The sequence below is a fragment of the Streptomyces sp. NPDC111507 genome (genome assembly GCF_055638955.1).
Genome location: NZ_JBVKBU010000009.1, coordinates 335,840 through 351,215, shown reverse-complemented (window position 1 = coordinate 351,215; position 15,376 = coordinate 335,840). Strand labels below are relative to the sequence as shown.

Annotated in this window: 10 protein-coding genes; 5 read left to right on the top strand and 5 right to left on the bottom strand. The window is 70.1% G+C overall.

From position 1 onward, the window contains the following. The first annotated feature begins 59 nt into the window (after nucleotides 1-59). Together ACZ7M2_RS32875 and ACZ7M2_RS32870 are read left to right on the top strand one after the other, a co-directional pair. Nucleotides 60-971, top strand: a complete 912-nt coding sequence (locus ACZ7M2_RS32875; protein WP_351705942.1) for an LLM class flavin-dependent oxidoreductase — start codon at nucleotides 60-62, stop codon at nucleotides 969-971. A 99-nt stretch (nucleotides 972-1,070) separates the two neighbouring features. After that, nucleotides 1,071-1,958 carry a Cof-type HAD-IIB family hydrolase gene (locus tag ACZ7M2_RS32870; RefSeq protein ID WP_471598382.1) on the top strand — a complete coding sequence of 296 codons (888 nt, stop codon included), beginning with the start codon at nucleotides 1,071-1,073 and terminating at the stop codon, nucleotides 1,956-1,958. A 43-nt stretch (nucleotides 1,959-2,001) separates the two neighbouring features. Here the strand turns inward: ACZ7M2_RS32870 and ACZ7M2_RS32865 are convergent, their stop codons facing one another. The 5 genes from ACZ7M2_RS32865 to hisC form a co-directional block, all read right to left on the bottom strand. Then, entirely contained in the window at nucleotides 2,002-3,684 is a 1,683-nt protein-coding gene (locus ACZ7M2_RS32865; RefSeq protein WP_471598381.1) for a sensor histidine kinase, read from the bottom strand. Nucleotides 3,685-3,743: 59 nt separating this feature from the next. Further along, entirely contained in the window at nucleotides 3,744-7,250 is a 3,507-nt protein-coding gene (gene cydD, locus ACZ7M2_RS32860) for a thiol reductant ABC exporter subunit CydD (protein ID WP_471598380.1), read from the bottom strand. Nucleotides 7,251-7,348: 98 nt separating this feature from the next. After that, nucleotides 7,349-8,356 (bottom strand): cytochrome d ubiquinol oxidase subunit II, encoded by a 1,008-nt coding sequence (gene cydB / locus ACZ7M2_RS32855; RefSeq protein ID WP_471598379.1) that lies wholly within the window; start codon nucleotides 8,354-8,356, stop codon nucleotides 7,349-7,351. 20 nt (nucleotides 8,357-8,376) lie between these two features. Further along, complete coding sequence (locus ACZ7M2_RS32850) at nucleotides 8,377-9,894, bottom strand: cytochrome ubiquinol oxidase subunit I (RefSeq protein ID WP_471598378.1); 1,518 nt, start codon at nucleotides 9,892-9,894, stop codon at nucleotides 8,377-8,379. 296 nt (nucleotides 9,895-10,190) lie between these two features. Then, complete coding sequence (hisC, locus tag ACZ7M2_RS32845) at nucleotides 10,191-11,267, bottom strand: histidinol-phosphate transaminase (RefSeq protein ID WP_471598377.1); 1,077 nt, start codon at nucleotides 11,265-11,267, stop codon at nucleotides 10,191-10,193. A gap of 488 nt (nucleotides 11,268-11,755) precedes the next feature. Between hisC and ACZ7M2_RS32840 the strand changes: the two genes are divergently transcribed. From ACZ7M2_RS32840 to ACZ7M2_RS32830, 3 genes are all read left to right on the top strand, one after another. Further along, nucleotides 11,756-12,868 carry a LacI family DNA-binding transcriptional regulator gene (locus ACZ7M2_RS32840; RefSeq protein WP_403700219.1) on the top strand — a complete coding sequence of 371 codons (1,113 nt, stop codon included), beginning with the start codon at nucleotides 11,756-11,758 and terminating at the stop codon, nucleotides 12,866-12,868. A gap of 259 nt (nucleotides 12,869-13,127) precedes the next feature. Beyond that, nucleotides 13,128-14,198, top strand: coding sequence for a metallophosphoesterase (locus ACZ7M2_RS32835; protein ID WP_471598376.1), 1,071 nt, complete (start codon nucleotides 13,128-13,130; stop codon nucleotides 14,196-14,198). A 181-nt stretch (nucleotides 14,199-14,379) separates the two neighbouring features. Further along, a complete protein-coding gene (locus ACZ7M2_RS32830) occupies nucleotides 14,380-15,249 on the top strand; it encodes a hypothetical protein (RefSeq protein WP_471598375.1) in 870 nt (289 codons plus the stop codon). Nucleotides 15,250-15,376: the final 127 nt, after the last annotated feature.

Below are 15,376 nucleotides of genomic sequence, written 5' to 3'. Positions count from 1 at the left end.
CCGGTGGAGCGATCACACGGTGGCCACGACCACCCCGCGGCTCCGCTTACGCTCGATGCATGAGTCTGCGTCTGAGCACTGTGATCCTGCCGTACCTCCGCTGGCACGAGGGCGGGCGTGCCGCCTGGCAGCGTGCGGAGCAGCTCGGCTTCCACACCGCGTTCACGTACGACCACCTGTCGTGGCGGACCTTCCGGGACGGCCCCTGGTTCGGTGCCGTGCCCACGCTCACCGCCGCGGCCGCCGCCACCGACCGGCTCCGCCTGGGCACGCTCGTGACCTCGCCGAACTTCCGGCACCCGGTGACCCTCGCCAAGGAACTGATCTCCCTCGACGACATCTCGAACGGCCGGATCACCCTGGGCATCGGCGCGGGCGGCAACGGATTCGACGCCACGACGCTTCTGAAGAGCGGCCAGGAGCCCTGGACCCCGCGTGAGCGCGCCGACCGCTTCGGCGAGTTCGTACCACTGCTCGACCGCCTCCTCACCGAGGACTCGGTCTCCTACGACGGCGACTTCTACTCGGCACACGAGGCACGCAACATCCCGGGCTGTGTCCAGCGGCCCCGACTGCCCTTCGCGGTGGCCGCCACCGGCCCGCGCGGCATGAAGCTCGCCGCCCGCCACGGACAGGCTTGGGTGACGACCGGCGACCCCAAGCTGTACGAAACGGGCACCCCTGAACAGTCGGTTCAGGCCATTCACGGACAGGTGGAGAAGCTGGCCGCCGCCTGCGCCGCGGTCGGCCGTGACGTGTCCGGACTCGACAAGATCCTGCTCACCGGTTTCACCCCGGACCGGGGCCGCCCGCTGGAGTCCCTCGACGCGTTCGTCGACTTCGCGGGCCGGCACGCGGAGCTGGGCTTCACCGACATCGTGATCCACTGGCCCATCCCCGACTCGGACTTCGCCGCGGACGAGAAGGTCTTCGAGCGCATCGCCATGGAGGCCCCGGCCCAGCTGGCCTGACGGCCAGAGCCACCACGGATGGCGGCAACGGGGGGTAACGGTACTGGTGAGAGCGGTATCCACTCACATGTGCGGGCTTCCGCACGGCCGTGCGGGCATATGCGCGAGAATGGCCCGGTGACCTCAGCGACCCGACAGCCAGAGACCCCGGCAGCCGCCCTTCCGCCGCGCCTGATCGCCACGGACCTCGACGGCACCCTCCTGCGCGACGACAAGTCCGTATCCGAGCGCACGGTCGCCGCCCTCGCCGCCGCCGAGGAGGCCGGCATCGAGGTCTTCTTCGTGACCGGCCGCCCGGCCCGCTGGATGGACGTCGTCAGCGACCACGTCCACGGCCATGGCCTGGCGATCTGCGGCAACGGCGCCGCCGTGGTCGACCTGCACGGCGGCCCCGGCGCCCACCGGTTCGTCAAGGTCCGGGAGCTGGCGCGGGAGAACGCGCTCGACGCCGTACGACTGCTGCGGGAGGCCGCACCGGGCACGGTGTTCGCCGTCGAGCAGACGTACGGCTTCTACCAGGAGCCCGCGTACCCCAAGCTGCACATGGAGATCCCCGACACCCTCGCGCCCGCCGAGCGGCTCCTGGCCCCGGACGCCCCCGGCGCCGGCGAACCGGTGCTCAAGATCCTCGCCTTCCACCACGAGCTCGACCCCGACGCCTTCCTCACCGTGGCCCGTCACGCCGTCGGCGACCGCGCCACCATCACCCGCTCCAGCCCCAGCGCCCTGCTGGAGATCAGCGGCCCCGGCGTCTCCAAGGCCAGCACGCTCGAACTGTGCTGCGCCGAGCGCGGTATCTCCCCCGAGGAGGTCGTCGCCTTCGGAGACATGCCGAACGACGTCGAGATGCTGACCTGGGCCGGCACGTCGTACGCGATGGGCAACGCGCACCCCGCCGTAGTCGCCGCGGCCTCCGGTCGCACGGTCGCCAACAACGAGGACGGGGTGGCGGTCGTCATCGAGAAGATCCTCGCCGAGCGGCTGTAGGAGCGGCCGGGCAGGACCGGCGGTTCCACAGCGGCCCGGGGTTCTAAAGCGGTTCCGCCTGCGGAACGTGCGGGGCCTGCCACACCAGCGTCGTACCGCCGCCGTCGGCTCCGGGCCCCGGTCCGTACCAACTGTCGCCGCCCAGCGACTCGGCGCGCCGCCCGAGGTTGCGCAGGCCGCTGCGCCGGCCGCCCTCGGGGATGCCGACGCCGTTGTCCCCGACGGTCAGCCGGACACCCTGCCGACCGTCCGGCAGGACGACGGACGCGTCGACGACGACGTCGATGCGGGAGGCCCCGGCATGCCGGAAGGCGTTGGAGAGCGCCTCCCGCAGGGCCGCGATGAGGTTCTTGCCCGTGAGTTCACCGACCGCCGTGTCGACGGGCCCGACAAAGCGGTGCGTGGGCTTGAAGCCGAGCGGCACGGCGGCCATGTTGATCTCCCGCAGCACCCGGGTGCGCAGGCCGGACGGCACTTCGGCGGGTCCCTGTTGGAGCGCGAAGACGGCGGTGCGGATCTCCTGGATGGTGACGTCGAGTTCGCCGACCGCCTTCTCGACGCCCTGCCGCACCTCGGGCACGGCCGAGTTCCGCTGTGCGCTCTCCAACATCATCCCGGTGGCGAACAGCCGCTGGATGACGAGGTCGTGCAGATCACGGGCGATCCGGTCACGGTCCTCGTAGACCGCGAGCCGCTCCCGGTCGCGCTGTGCCTCGGCCATCATCAACGCGAGCGCGGCCTGTGAGGCAAAGTGCGCGGCGAGGGTGCGCTCGGTCTCGGTGAAAGGACGCCCGCCCCGTTCCCGGGGAGTGACGAGGGCTCCCAGGAGACGGCCGTCGCTCTGCAGGGGAAGCATCATCGTCGGCCCGTACTCGCGGGCGAAGTCGGTGACCATGCGCGGGTCGGTGGCCGCGTCGTCGAGGAACACGGCCTCTCCGTCGAGGAGTTCGGCGACCAGTTCGCTCTCCGGCGGGACGACGGCTCCCAGCACCTTGGACGGGCGGTCCTTGGCGACCGCGCTGATCTCCAGACCGCCCTCCGCGGCGGGCAGCAGCACGATCCCGGCCACCGATCCGGAGAGCCTGCGGGCCTGCTCCGCCACGACCTGGAGTGCGTCCTCGGCGTCGTCGGCCGACAGGAGTGCCCGGGTCACGGCCACCGAGCCGTCGATCCACCGTTCGCGCTGCTGGGCGGCCTCGTACAGCCGGGCGTTGCCGATCGCGATACCCGCCTCCGCGGCCAGCACACGGACCATGTTGAGGTTGTCGTCGGTGAACGGGCCACCGCCGCGTTTCTCGGCCAGGTACAGATTCCCGAAGATCTCCCCCTGCACCCGGATCGGCACCCCCAGGAAGCTGCGCATCGCCGGATGGTGCTCGGGAAATCCGCACGCGCGCGCGTCCTCGTCCAGCCGCGCGAGCCGGACCGGCGCCGGGTCGTGGATGAGCGTCCCGAGCAGCCCCTTGTGTCCGTCGGGCAGCCGCCCGATCCGCCGGGCGGTCTCGTCGTCGACGCCGTGGAAGACGAAGTCCGCGAGTCCCTCACCGTCTTCCCTCACGACCCCGATGGCGGCGTAGCGCGCGTTGGCCAGCTCGGCCGCCTTCTCGCAGATCCGGTCCAGCGTCGAGTGCAGCTCCAGCCCCGACCCGATCGACCGCACCGCCTCCAACAGCCGCGGCACGTCCGAGCCGCCGTCCGGACGAGGGGAGGCGGGGACCACTGACATGCCTCGAGAGTAGTGAGTCCCCTTTGGACCGGAAAGTCGAAGCGTGGCCCGGAGAGTCGCTAGCGCGCCGCCGCCCCGACCAGCAGATCCCCTGCCGCCTCCCGCTCCAGCATCTCCCGCAACGGCCCCTCCACCACCGACAGCTCCGCGTACGCACCCCGCTGCGCCACCCGTCCCGCCGCCAGCACGATCACCTCGTCCACCGCCGCGAGACCGGCCAGCCGATGCGTGATCAGCAACGTCGTACGGCCCTCCGTCGCGGTCAGGAGGTCCGCGGTGAGCGCGTCGGCCGTCGGCAGGTCGAGGTGTTCCGCGGGCTCGTCGAGGACGAGCACGGGGAAGTCGGCCAGCAGCGCGCGAGCAAGCGCCAGCCGCTGGCGCTGACCACCGGACAGCCGCGCCCCGTGCTCGCCGATGAGCGTGTCGAGCCCGTCGGGCAGTCCGTCCGCCCACTCCAGGAGCCGGGCCCGCGCGAGCGCGTCGCGCAGCTCGGCCTCCGTGGCGTTCTTCCTGGCCAGCAGGAGGTTCTCGCGCACCGTGCTGTCGAAGAGGTGCGCGTCCTGGGCGCAGAGCCCGACCAGTCGGCGCACGTCGTCCCCGTCCATCCCGTACGCGTCCGTGTCGCCCAGCGTGTACGTCCCCGCCTCCGCGTCCAGGAACCGCAGCAGCACCTGTGCGAGCGTGGTCTTGCCGGACCCGGAGGGGCCGACGACGGCGACTCTGCGGCCCTGTTCGAGGGTCAGGTCGAGGCCGGCGAGCGCGTCCCGGTCCTGTCCGGCATGACGCGCCCTGAGCCCCTGTACGCGCAACGGGAACGGTGCCGCGGGCGCCGGCTGCGGGAACTCCGGTTCGCGTACGGGATCGGGGGCGTCCAGCACCTCGTACACACGCTCCATGCTCCTGCGCACCCGCTGCCGGTACTGGACGGCGAGCGGCAGACCCAGGACGGACTCGAACGCCGCCAGCGGAGTGAGGACGACCACGGCCATCGCCACGCCGCTCAGGCGCCCGCCGGCGACCGCCTGGGCGCCCACGAGGGCGGTCGCCGCGACGGTCAGTCCGGTGGCCAGGGCGGTGAGCCCATCGCCGAGCGCGGTCGCGGTGGCAGCCCGCGAGGCGATGCGGGTCAACGCGGTGTCGGCCCACCGCGCCTCGGCTGTACGGGTGGGCAGCGCGCCCGCGACCGTCAGCTCGGCCGTCCCGGTGAGGAGGTCGGTCACCCGGGTCGCCAGGGCGCCGCGAGCGGGGGACAGCCGGTGCTCAGCGCGGCGCGCCACGGCGCCGGTCAGGAGCGGGACGCCGACCCCGGCCGCCAGCAACCCGGCGGCGAGGGCGGCCCCGGCCTCGGGGAGGAGCCAGGCGGTGAAGCCGACGGAGGCGGCGGACACGAGGAGCGCCGCCCCGGCCGGCAGCAGCCACCGCAGCCAGTAGTCCTGCAGGGCGTCCACATCGGCCACGAGCCGCGACAGCAGGTCGCCCCGCCGGGCCGTCCGCAGTCCGGCGGGGGCCAGGCGCTCGAGGCGTCGGTAGACGGCGACTCGGGTGTCGGCCAGCATCCGCAGCACCGCGTCGTGCGACACGAGCCGCTCGGCGTACCGGAAGACGGCCCGGCCGATCCCGAACGCCCGCGTGGCGGTCACGGCCAGCATCAGATACATCACCGGCGGCTGCTGCGACGCCCTCGAGATCAGCCACCCGGAGGTGGCCATCAGTCCGACGGCACTTCCGAGTGCGAGGCTCCCGAGGAGGAGGGCGAGTGCGAAACGGCCGTTCCGGGGGCCGGCCGTCGCGCGGACCCGGGCGAGCACGCCTCCGCGCCGCGGAGGGGCCGCGTGGGCCTCTTCCGCGGCGGCCGCGGGCACGCCCTCCGGCTCGACCGTCGGGAGCTCCTTCGCGCCCTCGCCGTGGACGGAACCGGTCGCGACGACCGACGCCGCGGCCTCGAGCCGCACCACCCGGTCGGCCACCTCCAGCAGCGCGGGCCGGTGCACCACCAGCAGCACCGTCCGGCCGACCGCGAGCCTGCGTACCGCCGCCACGACCTCCGCCTCCGTCGCCCCGTCCAGCGAGGCCGTCGGCTCGTCGAGCAGCAGGACGGGCCGGTCCGCGAGAAACGCCCGGGCCAGCGCGAGACGTTGACGCTGCCCGGCGGAGAGTCCGCTGCCGTCCTCGCCGAGGACCGTCCCGACCCCGTCGGGCAGGGCGTCCACGAACTCCAGCGCCCCCGCGTCAGCTAGCGCCCGCCGCACCGCCGCGTCGTCGGCGTCGAACCGGGCGAGCCGTACGTTCTCGGCGATCGAGCCGGCGTAGAGGTGCGGCCGCTGAGGCACCCACGCCACCCGGGACCGCCACTCCTCCACATCGGCCTCGGCGAGATCGACTCCTCCGATCCGCACTCGCCCCGCGACGGGCTCCACGAACCCCAGCAGCACGTTCAGCAGCGTGGACTTCCCCACACCGCTCGGTCCGACGAGAGCCACCGTCTCACCGGGCCCGACCACGAAGGAGACATCGGAGACCGCGTCCCCGGAGCGCCCCGGATACCGGACCGTCACTCCCTCGAAGCCGATCTCCTCCGCCGTCGGCGCGACGAGCGAACCGGTGGCCGGCACCGGGGTCTCCAGCACCGAGAAGATCTCCTCCGCCGCCGCGAGCCCCTCGGCGGCAGCGTGGTACTGCGCCCCCACCTGCCTCAGCGGCAGATACGCCTCGGGAGCGAGGACAAGGATGACGAGCCCGACGTACAGATCCATGTCGCCGTGGACGAGCCGCATCCCGATGGTCACCGCGACCAGGGCGACCGAGATCGTGGCGAGCAGCTCCAGCGCGAAGGACGAAAGGAAGGCGATCCGCAGTGTCCGCATGGTCGCCTGGCGGTACTCGCCGGTGATCCGCCGAATCGACTCGGCCTGCGCCTTGGCCCGTCCGAAGACCTTCAGCGTGGGCAGACCGGCGACCACATCCAGGAAGTGCCCCGAGAGCCGGGACAGCAGTCTCCACTGACGATCCATCTGGGACCGGGTCGCCCAGCCGATCAGCGCCATGAAGACGGGGATGAGCGGCAGGGTGACGACGATGATCGCCGCCGATACCCAGTCCTCGGTGACGATCCGCGCGAGCACCGCCACGGGCACCACAACCGCGAGTCCCAACTGGGGGAGATAGCGCGAGAAGTAGTCGTCGAGCGCGTCCACTCCCCGCGTGGCGAGGGCGACGAGCGACCCGGTTCGCTGCCCGCTCAGCCACCCGGGGCCGAGCGCGGCGGCCCGCTCCAGCAACCGTCCCCGCAACTCCGACTTGACCGCCGCGCTCGCCCGGTGCGCGGCGAGTTCGGTGAGCCAGGAGACAACCGCCCGCCCGATGGCGACCGCGACCAGCAGGATCAGGGGCGTCCGGAGTTCGGAAGCCGAGTGACCGTGCTGAAAAGCTCCGACGACCACGTCGGCGATGAGCATCGCTTGGGCAATGACCAGCGCCGCCCCGGCCGCGCCCAGCCCCACGACCGCCATGAGGAAGAAGCGAGTGGCGCGGGCGTACCGCAGCAGACGCGGGTCGATTGGTTTCACGTGAAACACACCCTTGGCTCATCCGGCATGTTTCACGTGAAACATGCCCTTGGGGCGGACTTGGTCCATGAGGTCGGATTCAGCCCATAAGGCCGGGCTCAGTGCGCACCATCCGCGGCGATGTGATGCGTACCGATCCTCTTGCGGAACACCCAGTACGTCCATGACTGGTACAGCAGGACCATCGGTGTGGCGATTCCCGCACACCAGGTCATGATCCTCAGGGTGTAGGGAGACGACGAGGCGTTGCTGACCGTCAGGCTCCAGTCCGCGTTGAGCGAGGACGGCATGACGTTCGGGAAGAGCGTCAGGAAGAGCATCGCGACGGCCGCCACGATGGTGAGCCCCGACAGCGCGAACGCCCAGCCCTCGCGCCCCGTCTGGGCCACCGCGATCGCGGCGACGAGGGCGACCACGGCCACGATCAACGCGACCAGGGACTTCGCGTCGCCGTTGTCGGCCTGGGTCCAGATCAGGAAGACGAGCGCCATCGCGGCGGCCACCAACCCGACCCCGAGCGAAAGCTTGCGCGCCCGCTCCCGTATGTCCCCGACGGTCTTGAGCCCCACGAACACGGTCCCGTGGAAGGTGAACAGCGTCAGCGTGACCAGACCGCCCAGGAGCGCGTACGGGTTGAGCAGGTCACCGAAGTTGCCCACGTACTCGAAGTTCTTGTCGATCTTCACTCCGTGCACGATGTTGCCGAAGGCCACGCCCCACATGAACGCGGGGACGAGCGAGGTCCAGAAGATCGCCGTCTCCCAGTTGCGCTGCCAGTTCTCTTCGGGCCGCTTCACCCGGTACTCGAAGGCGACTCCGCGCACGATCAGGCAGACCAGGATGAGCAGCAGTGGCAGATAGAAGCCGGAGAAGAGCGTGGCGTACCACTCCGGGAAGGCGGCGAAGGTGGCGCCGCCCGCCGAGAGCAGCCACACCTCGTTGCCGTCCCAGACGGGTCCGATGGTGTTGATGAGGACCCGCTTCTCGGTGCGGTCGCGGGCCAGCAGCTTGGTGAGGACGCCGACCCCGAAGTCGAAGCCCTCCAGGAAGAAGTAGCCGGTCCACAGGACCGCGATGATGACGAACCAGACGTCGTGGAGTTCCATGACTCAGCAGCTCCCTGGGCCTAGTAGGAGAAGGCCATCGGCTTGTCGGCGTCATGGGGGTCGCCGCCGATCTTGGTGGGCGGGTTGAGGTCGGCCTCGGTGAGCTCCGGCGGACCCTGCTTCACGTACTTGAGCATCAGCTTCACCTCGATGACGGCGAGGATTGCGTAGATGAGGGTGAACGCGATCAGCGAGGTCAGCACCTCCGCCTGGGAGACCCCGGGCGAGACCGCGTCCCTGGTCCTCAGCAGGCCGTACACCACCCAGGGCTGACGCCCTGTCTCGGTGAAGATCCAGCCCCAGGAGATGCCGATGAGCGGGAAGATCAACGTCCACTGGGACAGCCGCCACCACCAGATGCCGAGCTTCGGTGTCAGCTCCATGTTCTTGGTGAGCATGAGCTTCGGGACGTCCTCGTCCCCGGTGCGGTGTTCCGGCCCCAGCCAGAACTTCCGCCTGGTCAGCCAGAGGCCGGCGGTGCACAGGGCCATCGAAACCCCGCCGAAGCCGATCATCCAGCGGTACGCCCAGTAGGCGGTGGGGATGTTGGGCCGGTAGTCACCGGGCCCGAACTTCTCCTGTTCGGACTTGTTGATGTCGTTGATGCCGGGGATCTTGGCGTTGAAGTCGTTCTTGGCGAGGAAGGAGAGTATCCCCGGGATCTCGATGGCGACGGTGTTGTGGCCCTTGGCGACATCGCCGTATGCGAAGAGCGAGAAGGGCGCGGGCTGCTGCGAGTCCCACAGGGCCTCGGCAGCCGACATCTTCATCGGCTGCTGCTCGTACATCACCTTGCCGAGGGTGTCGGCGCTGACGACGGTGAGGAGCGTGCCCACCAGCGCGGTGATCAGGCCGAGCCGCAGCGACATCCTCATGGTGCGGACGTGGCGCTTCTTGCGCAGGTGGAAGACGGCGATGCCGGTCATGAAGGCGCCGCCGACCAGGATGGACGCGCTGATCACATGCCAGAAGTTGACGAGCGCCGTCTCCTGGAAGAGCACCTTGGGAAAGTCGGTCAGCTCGGCGCGCATCGTGCCGTCCGCCTTCTTCACCAGCCGGTAGCCGACCGGATGCTGCATGAAGGAGTTGGCCGCCATGATGAAGTAGGCCGACAGAATCGTGCCGATGGAGACCACCCAGATACAGGCGAGGTGCACCTTCTTCGGCAGCTTGTCCCAGCCGAAGATCCACAGCCCGATGAAGGTGGACTCGAAGAAGAAGGCGATCAGTGCCTCGAAGGCAAGCGGGGCACCGAACACGTCACCGACGAAGCGCGAGTAGTCGGACCAGTTCATGCCGAACTGGAACTCCTGCACGATGCCGGTCACGACACCCATGGCGATGTTGATCAGGAACAGCTTTCCCCAGAACTTGGTCGCCCTGAGGTAGTGCTCCTTGCCCGTCCGCACCCAGGCGGTCTCCAGAATCGCCGTGAGAGCGGCGAGCGAGATCGTCAGAGGGACGAAAAGGAAGTGGTAGACGGTGGTGATGCCGAACTGCCACCGAGCCAGAGTCTCCGGTGCCAAAGCCAGTTCCACGTCGTCAGTCTCCTTACGCCGCCGTGGTTACAGCGGCAGTTTGCCCCTTTTGCTACATACATCACGGGACAATCGGGACACGCTTGTGAACGCGTTCACATTCACAAGCAATTATGACGCACCGGCTTTCGACCCTCGAAGGGGGGTCCCCCTTTGCGTCAACCCCTCGGAAGGTCTCGAACACACCAAGGTGTCCTCCGGAGCACACCACGGTGTCCTCCGGACCGACGACAACAACCCCGCCGCTCCGGCGCCGCGAGGCACTGGAGCAGCGGGGTTGTCAGCGGGATGTGACGTCAGAGCTCCTTGCGGAACCCGTCGGTCGCCTTGAGGAAGATGTCGTTCGCCTCGGTCTCGCCGATCGTCACGCGCACCCCTTCGCCGGCGAAGGGCCGCACGACGACCCCGGCCTGCTCGCAGTGGGCGGCGAATTCGAGCGTGCGCTCCCCCAGCCTGAGCCATACGAAGTTGGCCTGCGTCTCGGGCACCGTCCAGCCCTGACCACGCAACGCCTCGACCACGCGGTTGCGCTCGCACACCAGAGCGCCGACCCGGCCGAGCAGCTCGTCCTCGGCACGCAGCGAGGCGACCGCCGCGTCCTGCGCGAGCTGGCTGACCCCGAAGGGCACCGCGGTCTTGCGCAGCGCCGCAGCCACCGGCTCGTGCGCGATCGCGAAACCGACCCTCAGGCCCGCGAGCCCGTACGCCTTGGAGAAGGTACGCAGCACAGCGACGTTGGGACGGTCACGGTAGATCGAAACGCCGTCCGGCACCTCGACGTCCCGGATGAACTCGCGGTACGCCTCGTCCAGAACCACCAGGACATCGCCAGGCACCCGGTCGAGGAATCGCTCCAGCTCGGCCCGGCGCACCACGGTGCCGGTCGGGTTGTTCGGGTTGCAGACGAAAATCAGCCGCGTTTTGTCGGTGATCGCGTCGGCCATGGCGTCCAGGTCGTGCACCTCGTCCGAGGTCAGCGGCACCCGTACCGAGGTCGCCCCGCTGATCTGCGTGATGATCGGGTACGCCTCGAAGGACCGCCAGGCGTAGATCACCTCGTCGCCCGGTCCGCTGGTCGCCTGCAGCAGCTGCTGGGCCACCCCGACCGAACCGGTGCCGGTCGCCAAGTGCGAGAGGGGGACCCCGAAGCGGTCCGACAGCTCGCTCATCAGCCCCGTGCACGCCATGTCCGGGTAGCGGTTGAACGTACCGGCCGCGGCGGTCACGCTCTCCATCACCCCGGGCAGCGGCGGGTAGGGGTTCTCATTGGAGGACAGCTTGTACGCCACCGCGCCGGCCGCGGCGGGCTTGCCCGGCTTGTAGCTGGGGACACCCTCCAGCTCGGCACGCAGCTTGGGGCTCGTCTCGCTCACCGCAGTCCTCCTCGCGACCACCGCTGGCTCATGACCACCAGCGGCTACCAATGCTTCTCACCTTATGAGGATTCGGCGCCGCTGCGAATGGGCCGGGGACAACCATGCGACACCCCTGGCCCTGGCCCACGACCCGCCGCGTACGCCTTGGTGATCATCGTCATACTCCCCGGTGACCCTCTCCGTGCGGACTCCGCGGTCATCCTCGTACGAAGGCGTACGAATCGGGGGCGCGTTTCCTTCAAGGCTGTGCGCTGGTGGCTCACGCCGTAGCGCGCATCACCCGTGCAGGTGAGTTGAGACCTCTTCGAAACATGACCCACTTGGCAGGCCCATGCGCGCCGACGCGTCACGTAATGCCATTGGATCGTTTAACTGACTTGGTTTCAAAGGGAGTAGGGCCTTATTGATCATGCAGAAACGTGCCTGTCAACGCGTGCATATGCGTCCGCACTACCCCACCGCATGAGCCCTACTATCGGCTCGCCATGACAGCAGCAGGGAAGCACCAGGTGAGCCGGGCGGAGACTACCCGCCGAGGCGGTCGACCGGGCCGGGCGGGAATCAGAGACGTCGCCGCGGCCGCAGGCGTCTCCATCACAACCGTCTCCGACGCCCTCAACGGCAAGGGCCGGCTCCCGGACGCCACCCGACGCCACGTCCGCGAAGTCGCCGACCGGCTGGGCTATCGCCCGTCGGCCGCCGCCCGCACCCTCCGTACCGGCAAGTCCGGCCTCATCGGCCTGACCGTGACCACCTACGGGGATGAACCTTTCACCTTCACCGAATTCGCCTACTTCGCCGAGATGGCCAGAGCCGCCACCTCCGCCGCACTCGCCCGCGGCTACGCCCTGGTCATCCTCCCCGCCACCTCACGCCACGACGTCTGGTCCAACGTCGCCCTCGACGGAACCGTCGTCATCGACCCCTCCGACCAGGACCCCGTGGTCAGCGAGCTCGTCCGGCAGGGCTTACCCGTCGTCTCCGACGGCCGCCCCGCCGGCACCCTGCCCGTCACCGCCTGGGTCGACAACGACCACGAAGCCGCCGTCCTGGACATCCTCGACCATCTCGCCGACGCCGGCGCCCGCCGCATCGGCCTCCTCACCGGCACCTCCACCGACACCTATACCCACCTGTCCACCACCGCGTATCTCCACTGGTGCGAGCGGGTCGGACAGGATCCGGTGTACGAGGCCTACCCGGCCCACGACCCGTGTGCGGGCGCCGTCGCTGCGGACCGGCTGCTGGCCCGGCCCGACCGCCCCGACGCGGTCTACGGCCTCTTCGACCCCAACGGCACCGATCTGCTGGCCGCCGCCCGGCGCTACGGACTGCGCGTCCCGGACGACCTGCTGCTGGTCTGCTGCAGCGAGTCCACCGTCTACGCCAGCACCGAGCCGCCCATCACCACCCTCTCGCTCAAACCCCGCCGCATCGGCACCGCCGTCGTCCAGCTCCTCATCGACGCCATCGAGGGAGCGGAAACCGACCAACCCGTCGAACAGGTCATACCGACGGAGCTGATCGTGCGGACCTCCTCCGAGCGACGTCCACCCCGTACGACGGTCAGCCCGCCCCGGTCACCCGAGCAGGGGTAGTCCGGGTCACCCGGGGAGGAGTGGTCCGGCGTACGCTGAGGTTGACGTCCGTCATGTCGGCGGCGGGGCATCCACCAGGGAAAGCCCCGCCCAATTCGGGCGAAAACCGTGGTGAACAGGGCTCCTGCTCCGATTCACCACCCCTGGGTCATCACATGGCGCGATCCGCATTCCTATGATGGGCCCACGACACCGCGGGCCGCTGCGACCAGGCAGTCCGAACCGGTGCAGATGCGGCGCGATGGTGGTGGAGGGGTCGATGACTCAGGGGGCCGGTCAGGGACCCGAGGGTGTGCGGACGGAGACGTTGCGCGACTTCCGGGTGCCCGCGTACATCCACGAGACCGGTCCGTACCCGCCGAGCGCAGCTCCCGGCGAGGCGGCCGGAGTCGGCGAGGAGCCCGAGGGCTACACGCCCACCCGGCGCGACCTGCCCGTCATCAACCGGGGCGACACGGTGCAGGTCGCCGTGGACCCCGCCGCCGTGGCGGCCCCCCAGCCCGCCGACGGGCCGGGTCCGCTGTACGTCGTGGGCGACGTGCACGGCTACCTCGACCAGCTGGTCGCCGCGCTCCAGGAGCAGGGCCTCCTCGACGCCGCGGGCAACTGGTCCGCCGGGACCGCGCGCCTGTGGTTCCTCGGCGACTTCACCGACCGCGGCCCCGACGGCATCGGCGTGATCGACCTCGTGATGCGGCTGTCCGCCGAGGCAGCCGCGGTCGGCGGCTACTGCAAGGCACTCATGGGCAACCACGAGCTGCTGCTGCTCGGCGCCAAGCGGTTCGGCGACACCCCCGTCAACTCCGGCGCGGGCACCGCCACCTTCCAGGCCGCATGGCTGCTCAACGGCGGCCAGAAGACCGACATGGACCGCCTCCAGGACCACCACCTGCAGTGGATGGCCCGCCTGGACGCCATGGAGCAGGTCGACGGGCACCTCCTCGTGCACTCCGACACCACCGCCTACCTCGACTACGGCGACTCGATCGAGGCGGTCAACGACACCATCCGAGAAACCCTCACGCGCAACGACGCGGACGAGTGCTGGGACCTCTTCCGGAAGTTCACCAGACGCTTCGCCTTCCGCGACGAGGGTGGCGCCGAGGCGGCGCAGTCGCTGCTGGACACCTACGGTGGCACCCGTGTCGTCCATGGCCACAGCCCCATCCCGTACCTCCTGGGCGAGGTCGGCTCGGAGGACAGCGAGGACGCCGCGAGCCCCGTGGTCGAGGGACCACATCTTTACGCCGACGGACTGGCCATCGCGATGGACGGCGGAGTGACCATGGCCGGAAAACTGCTGGTCCAGCAACTGCCCCTGGATAGCTGAGGGTTCTTCGGGCAGGCATCCCCCACGAAGGACAGCGCTGGCCAGGGGGCAATTTCTGGAAACCCCCTGTCACGGCGTGCCGTCACCGCTCTACCATCGGCTTATCCGTAGCAGGCTCCCCTCCGTTTCTGCCCGACGGCTCGTCAGCGTGCGAGCCACCAGCCCTACGGAGCATCGGGGGATGCACATGAACAGCGTTCCGCAGCACCTGCTGAGCGAGGACCGCCAGGAATACGAGCGGATCCTCGATGAGGCGCTGCGCTCCGCCCCACACCGCCCGGAACTCGCCGCTGTCGGCCAGCGGCTCAATGCCGAACAGCTGCGCACCATGGCGCTCAACGCCACCGCACTCATCACGGTGGCCGCGGCGACCGAGTACGCGCACTACGTGAAGGTCCGCGAGGAACTGCGCCGCCCGGCGCCGTCCACCCCAACCGTGAGCGAAGGAGCGGGCTCCGCGGAGCCCGGCTCGACCGCGATGGGGCTCGCCGCCACCATGGGCGAGGTCACCGAGCCCGCCGGAGCCGGCGCGATCGCCGTCGTCGCGGTGCTCGCGCCCGTCCTCGCCGGAACAGCCGCGGCGATCTTCCTGCTCGTGGGATTCATCCTGAAGGTCCTCACCCCCGAGCTGGCGTTCGCCCAGACCCTGCTGACCACCGGTTGGGTCTTCGGCGCGGTCACGGCGGCCGCAATCCTGGTCGCCGCGGTCGGGCTGCTGCTCACCGCTCTGCGCAACAGCTCGTCCTCGCTCCAGGCCGGAGCACCCGGCGAGCTCAACGCGGAGGTGGCCCGGGCCAGGGAAGCCTGGCGCGAGGCCCTGCTGGAGCGCGGCATCATGCCGTTCCTCCGGGAGGCCCTCACCGATCCGGGCACGGCGGCACTGACCCGTCCGTCACCGACACCGACCACCGGCCGCATGCCGCACCTCGGCTACAACCGGCCGGGGTTCAGCAGCCCCGACGGCGGCCCCGCGGCGGGTCCGCGCCCGAGCTTCACCAGCCCGGACTTCACCAGCCCGGACTTCGGGGGGCCCGAGCACCAGCCGGAGTGACACCCGGCGGGCCGACACCGGGGTGACGGGAACGAGGGGCCTGCGCCGATACGGCGCGGGCCCTTTTGCCGCTGCCCGCCCCTTCACCGGCGCCCGTCCCGCCCGTCCCGCTCGTACGGTCCCGGCG

Excerpts from the sequence above, each read along its gene's own strand:
- ACZ7M2_RS32875 (WP_351705942.1), top strand. The coding sequence starts at position 60 with ATGAGTCTGCGTCTGAGCACTGTGATCCTGCCGTACCTCCGCTGGCAC.
- ACZ7M2_RS32830 (WP_471598375.1), top strand. The coding sequence starts at position 14,380 with ATGCACATGAACAGCGTTCCGCAGCACCTGCTGAGCGAGGACCGCCAG.
- ACZ7M2_RS32835 (WP_471598376.1), top strand. The coding sequence starts at position 13,128 with ATGACTCAGGGGGCCGGTCAGGGACCCGAGGGTGTGCGGACGGAGACG.
- ACZ7M2_RS32865 (WP_471598381.1), bottom strand. The coding sequence starts at position 3,684 with ATGTCAGTGGTCCCCGCCTCCCCTCGTCCGGACGGCGGCTCGGACGTG.
- cydB (WP_471598379.1), bottom strand. The coding sequence starts at position 8,356 with ATGGAACTCCACGACGTCTGGTTCGTCATCATCGCGGTCCTGTGGACC.
- ACZ7M2_RS32840 (WP_403700219.1), top strand. The coding sequence starts at position 11,756 with ATGACAGCAGCAGGGAAGCACCAGGTGAGCCGGGCGGAGACTACCCGC.
- ACZ7M2_RS32870 (WP_471598382.1), top strand. The coding sequence starts at position 1,071 with ATGCGCGAGAATGGCCCGGTGACCTCAGCGACCCGACAGCCAGAGACC.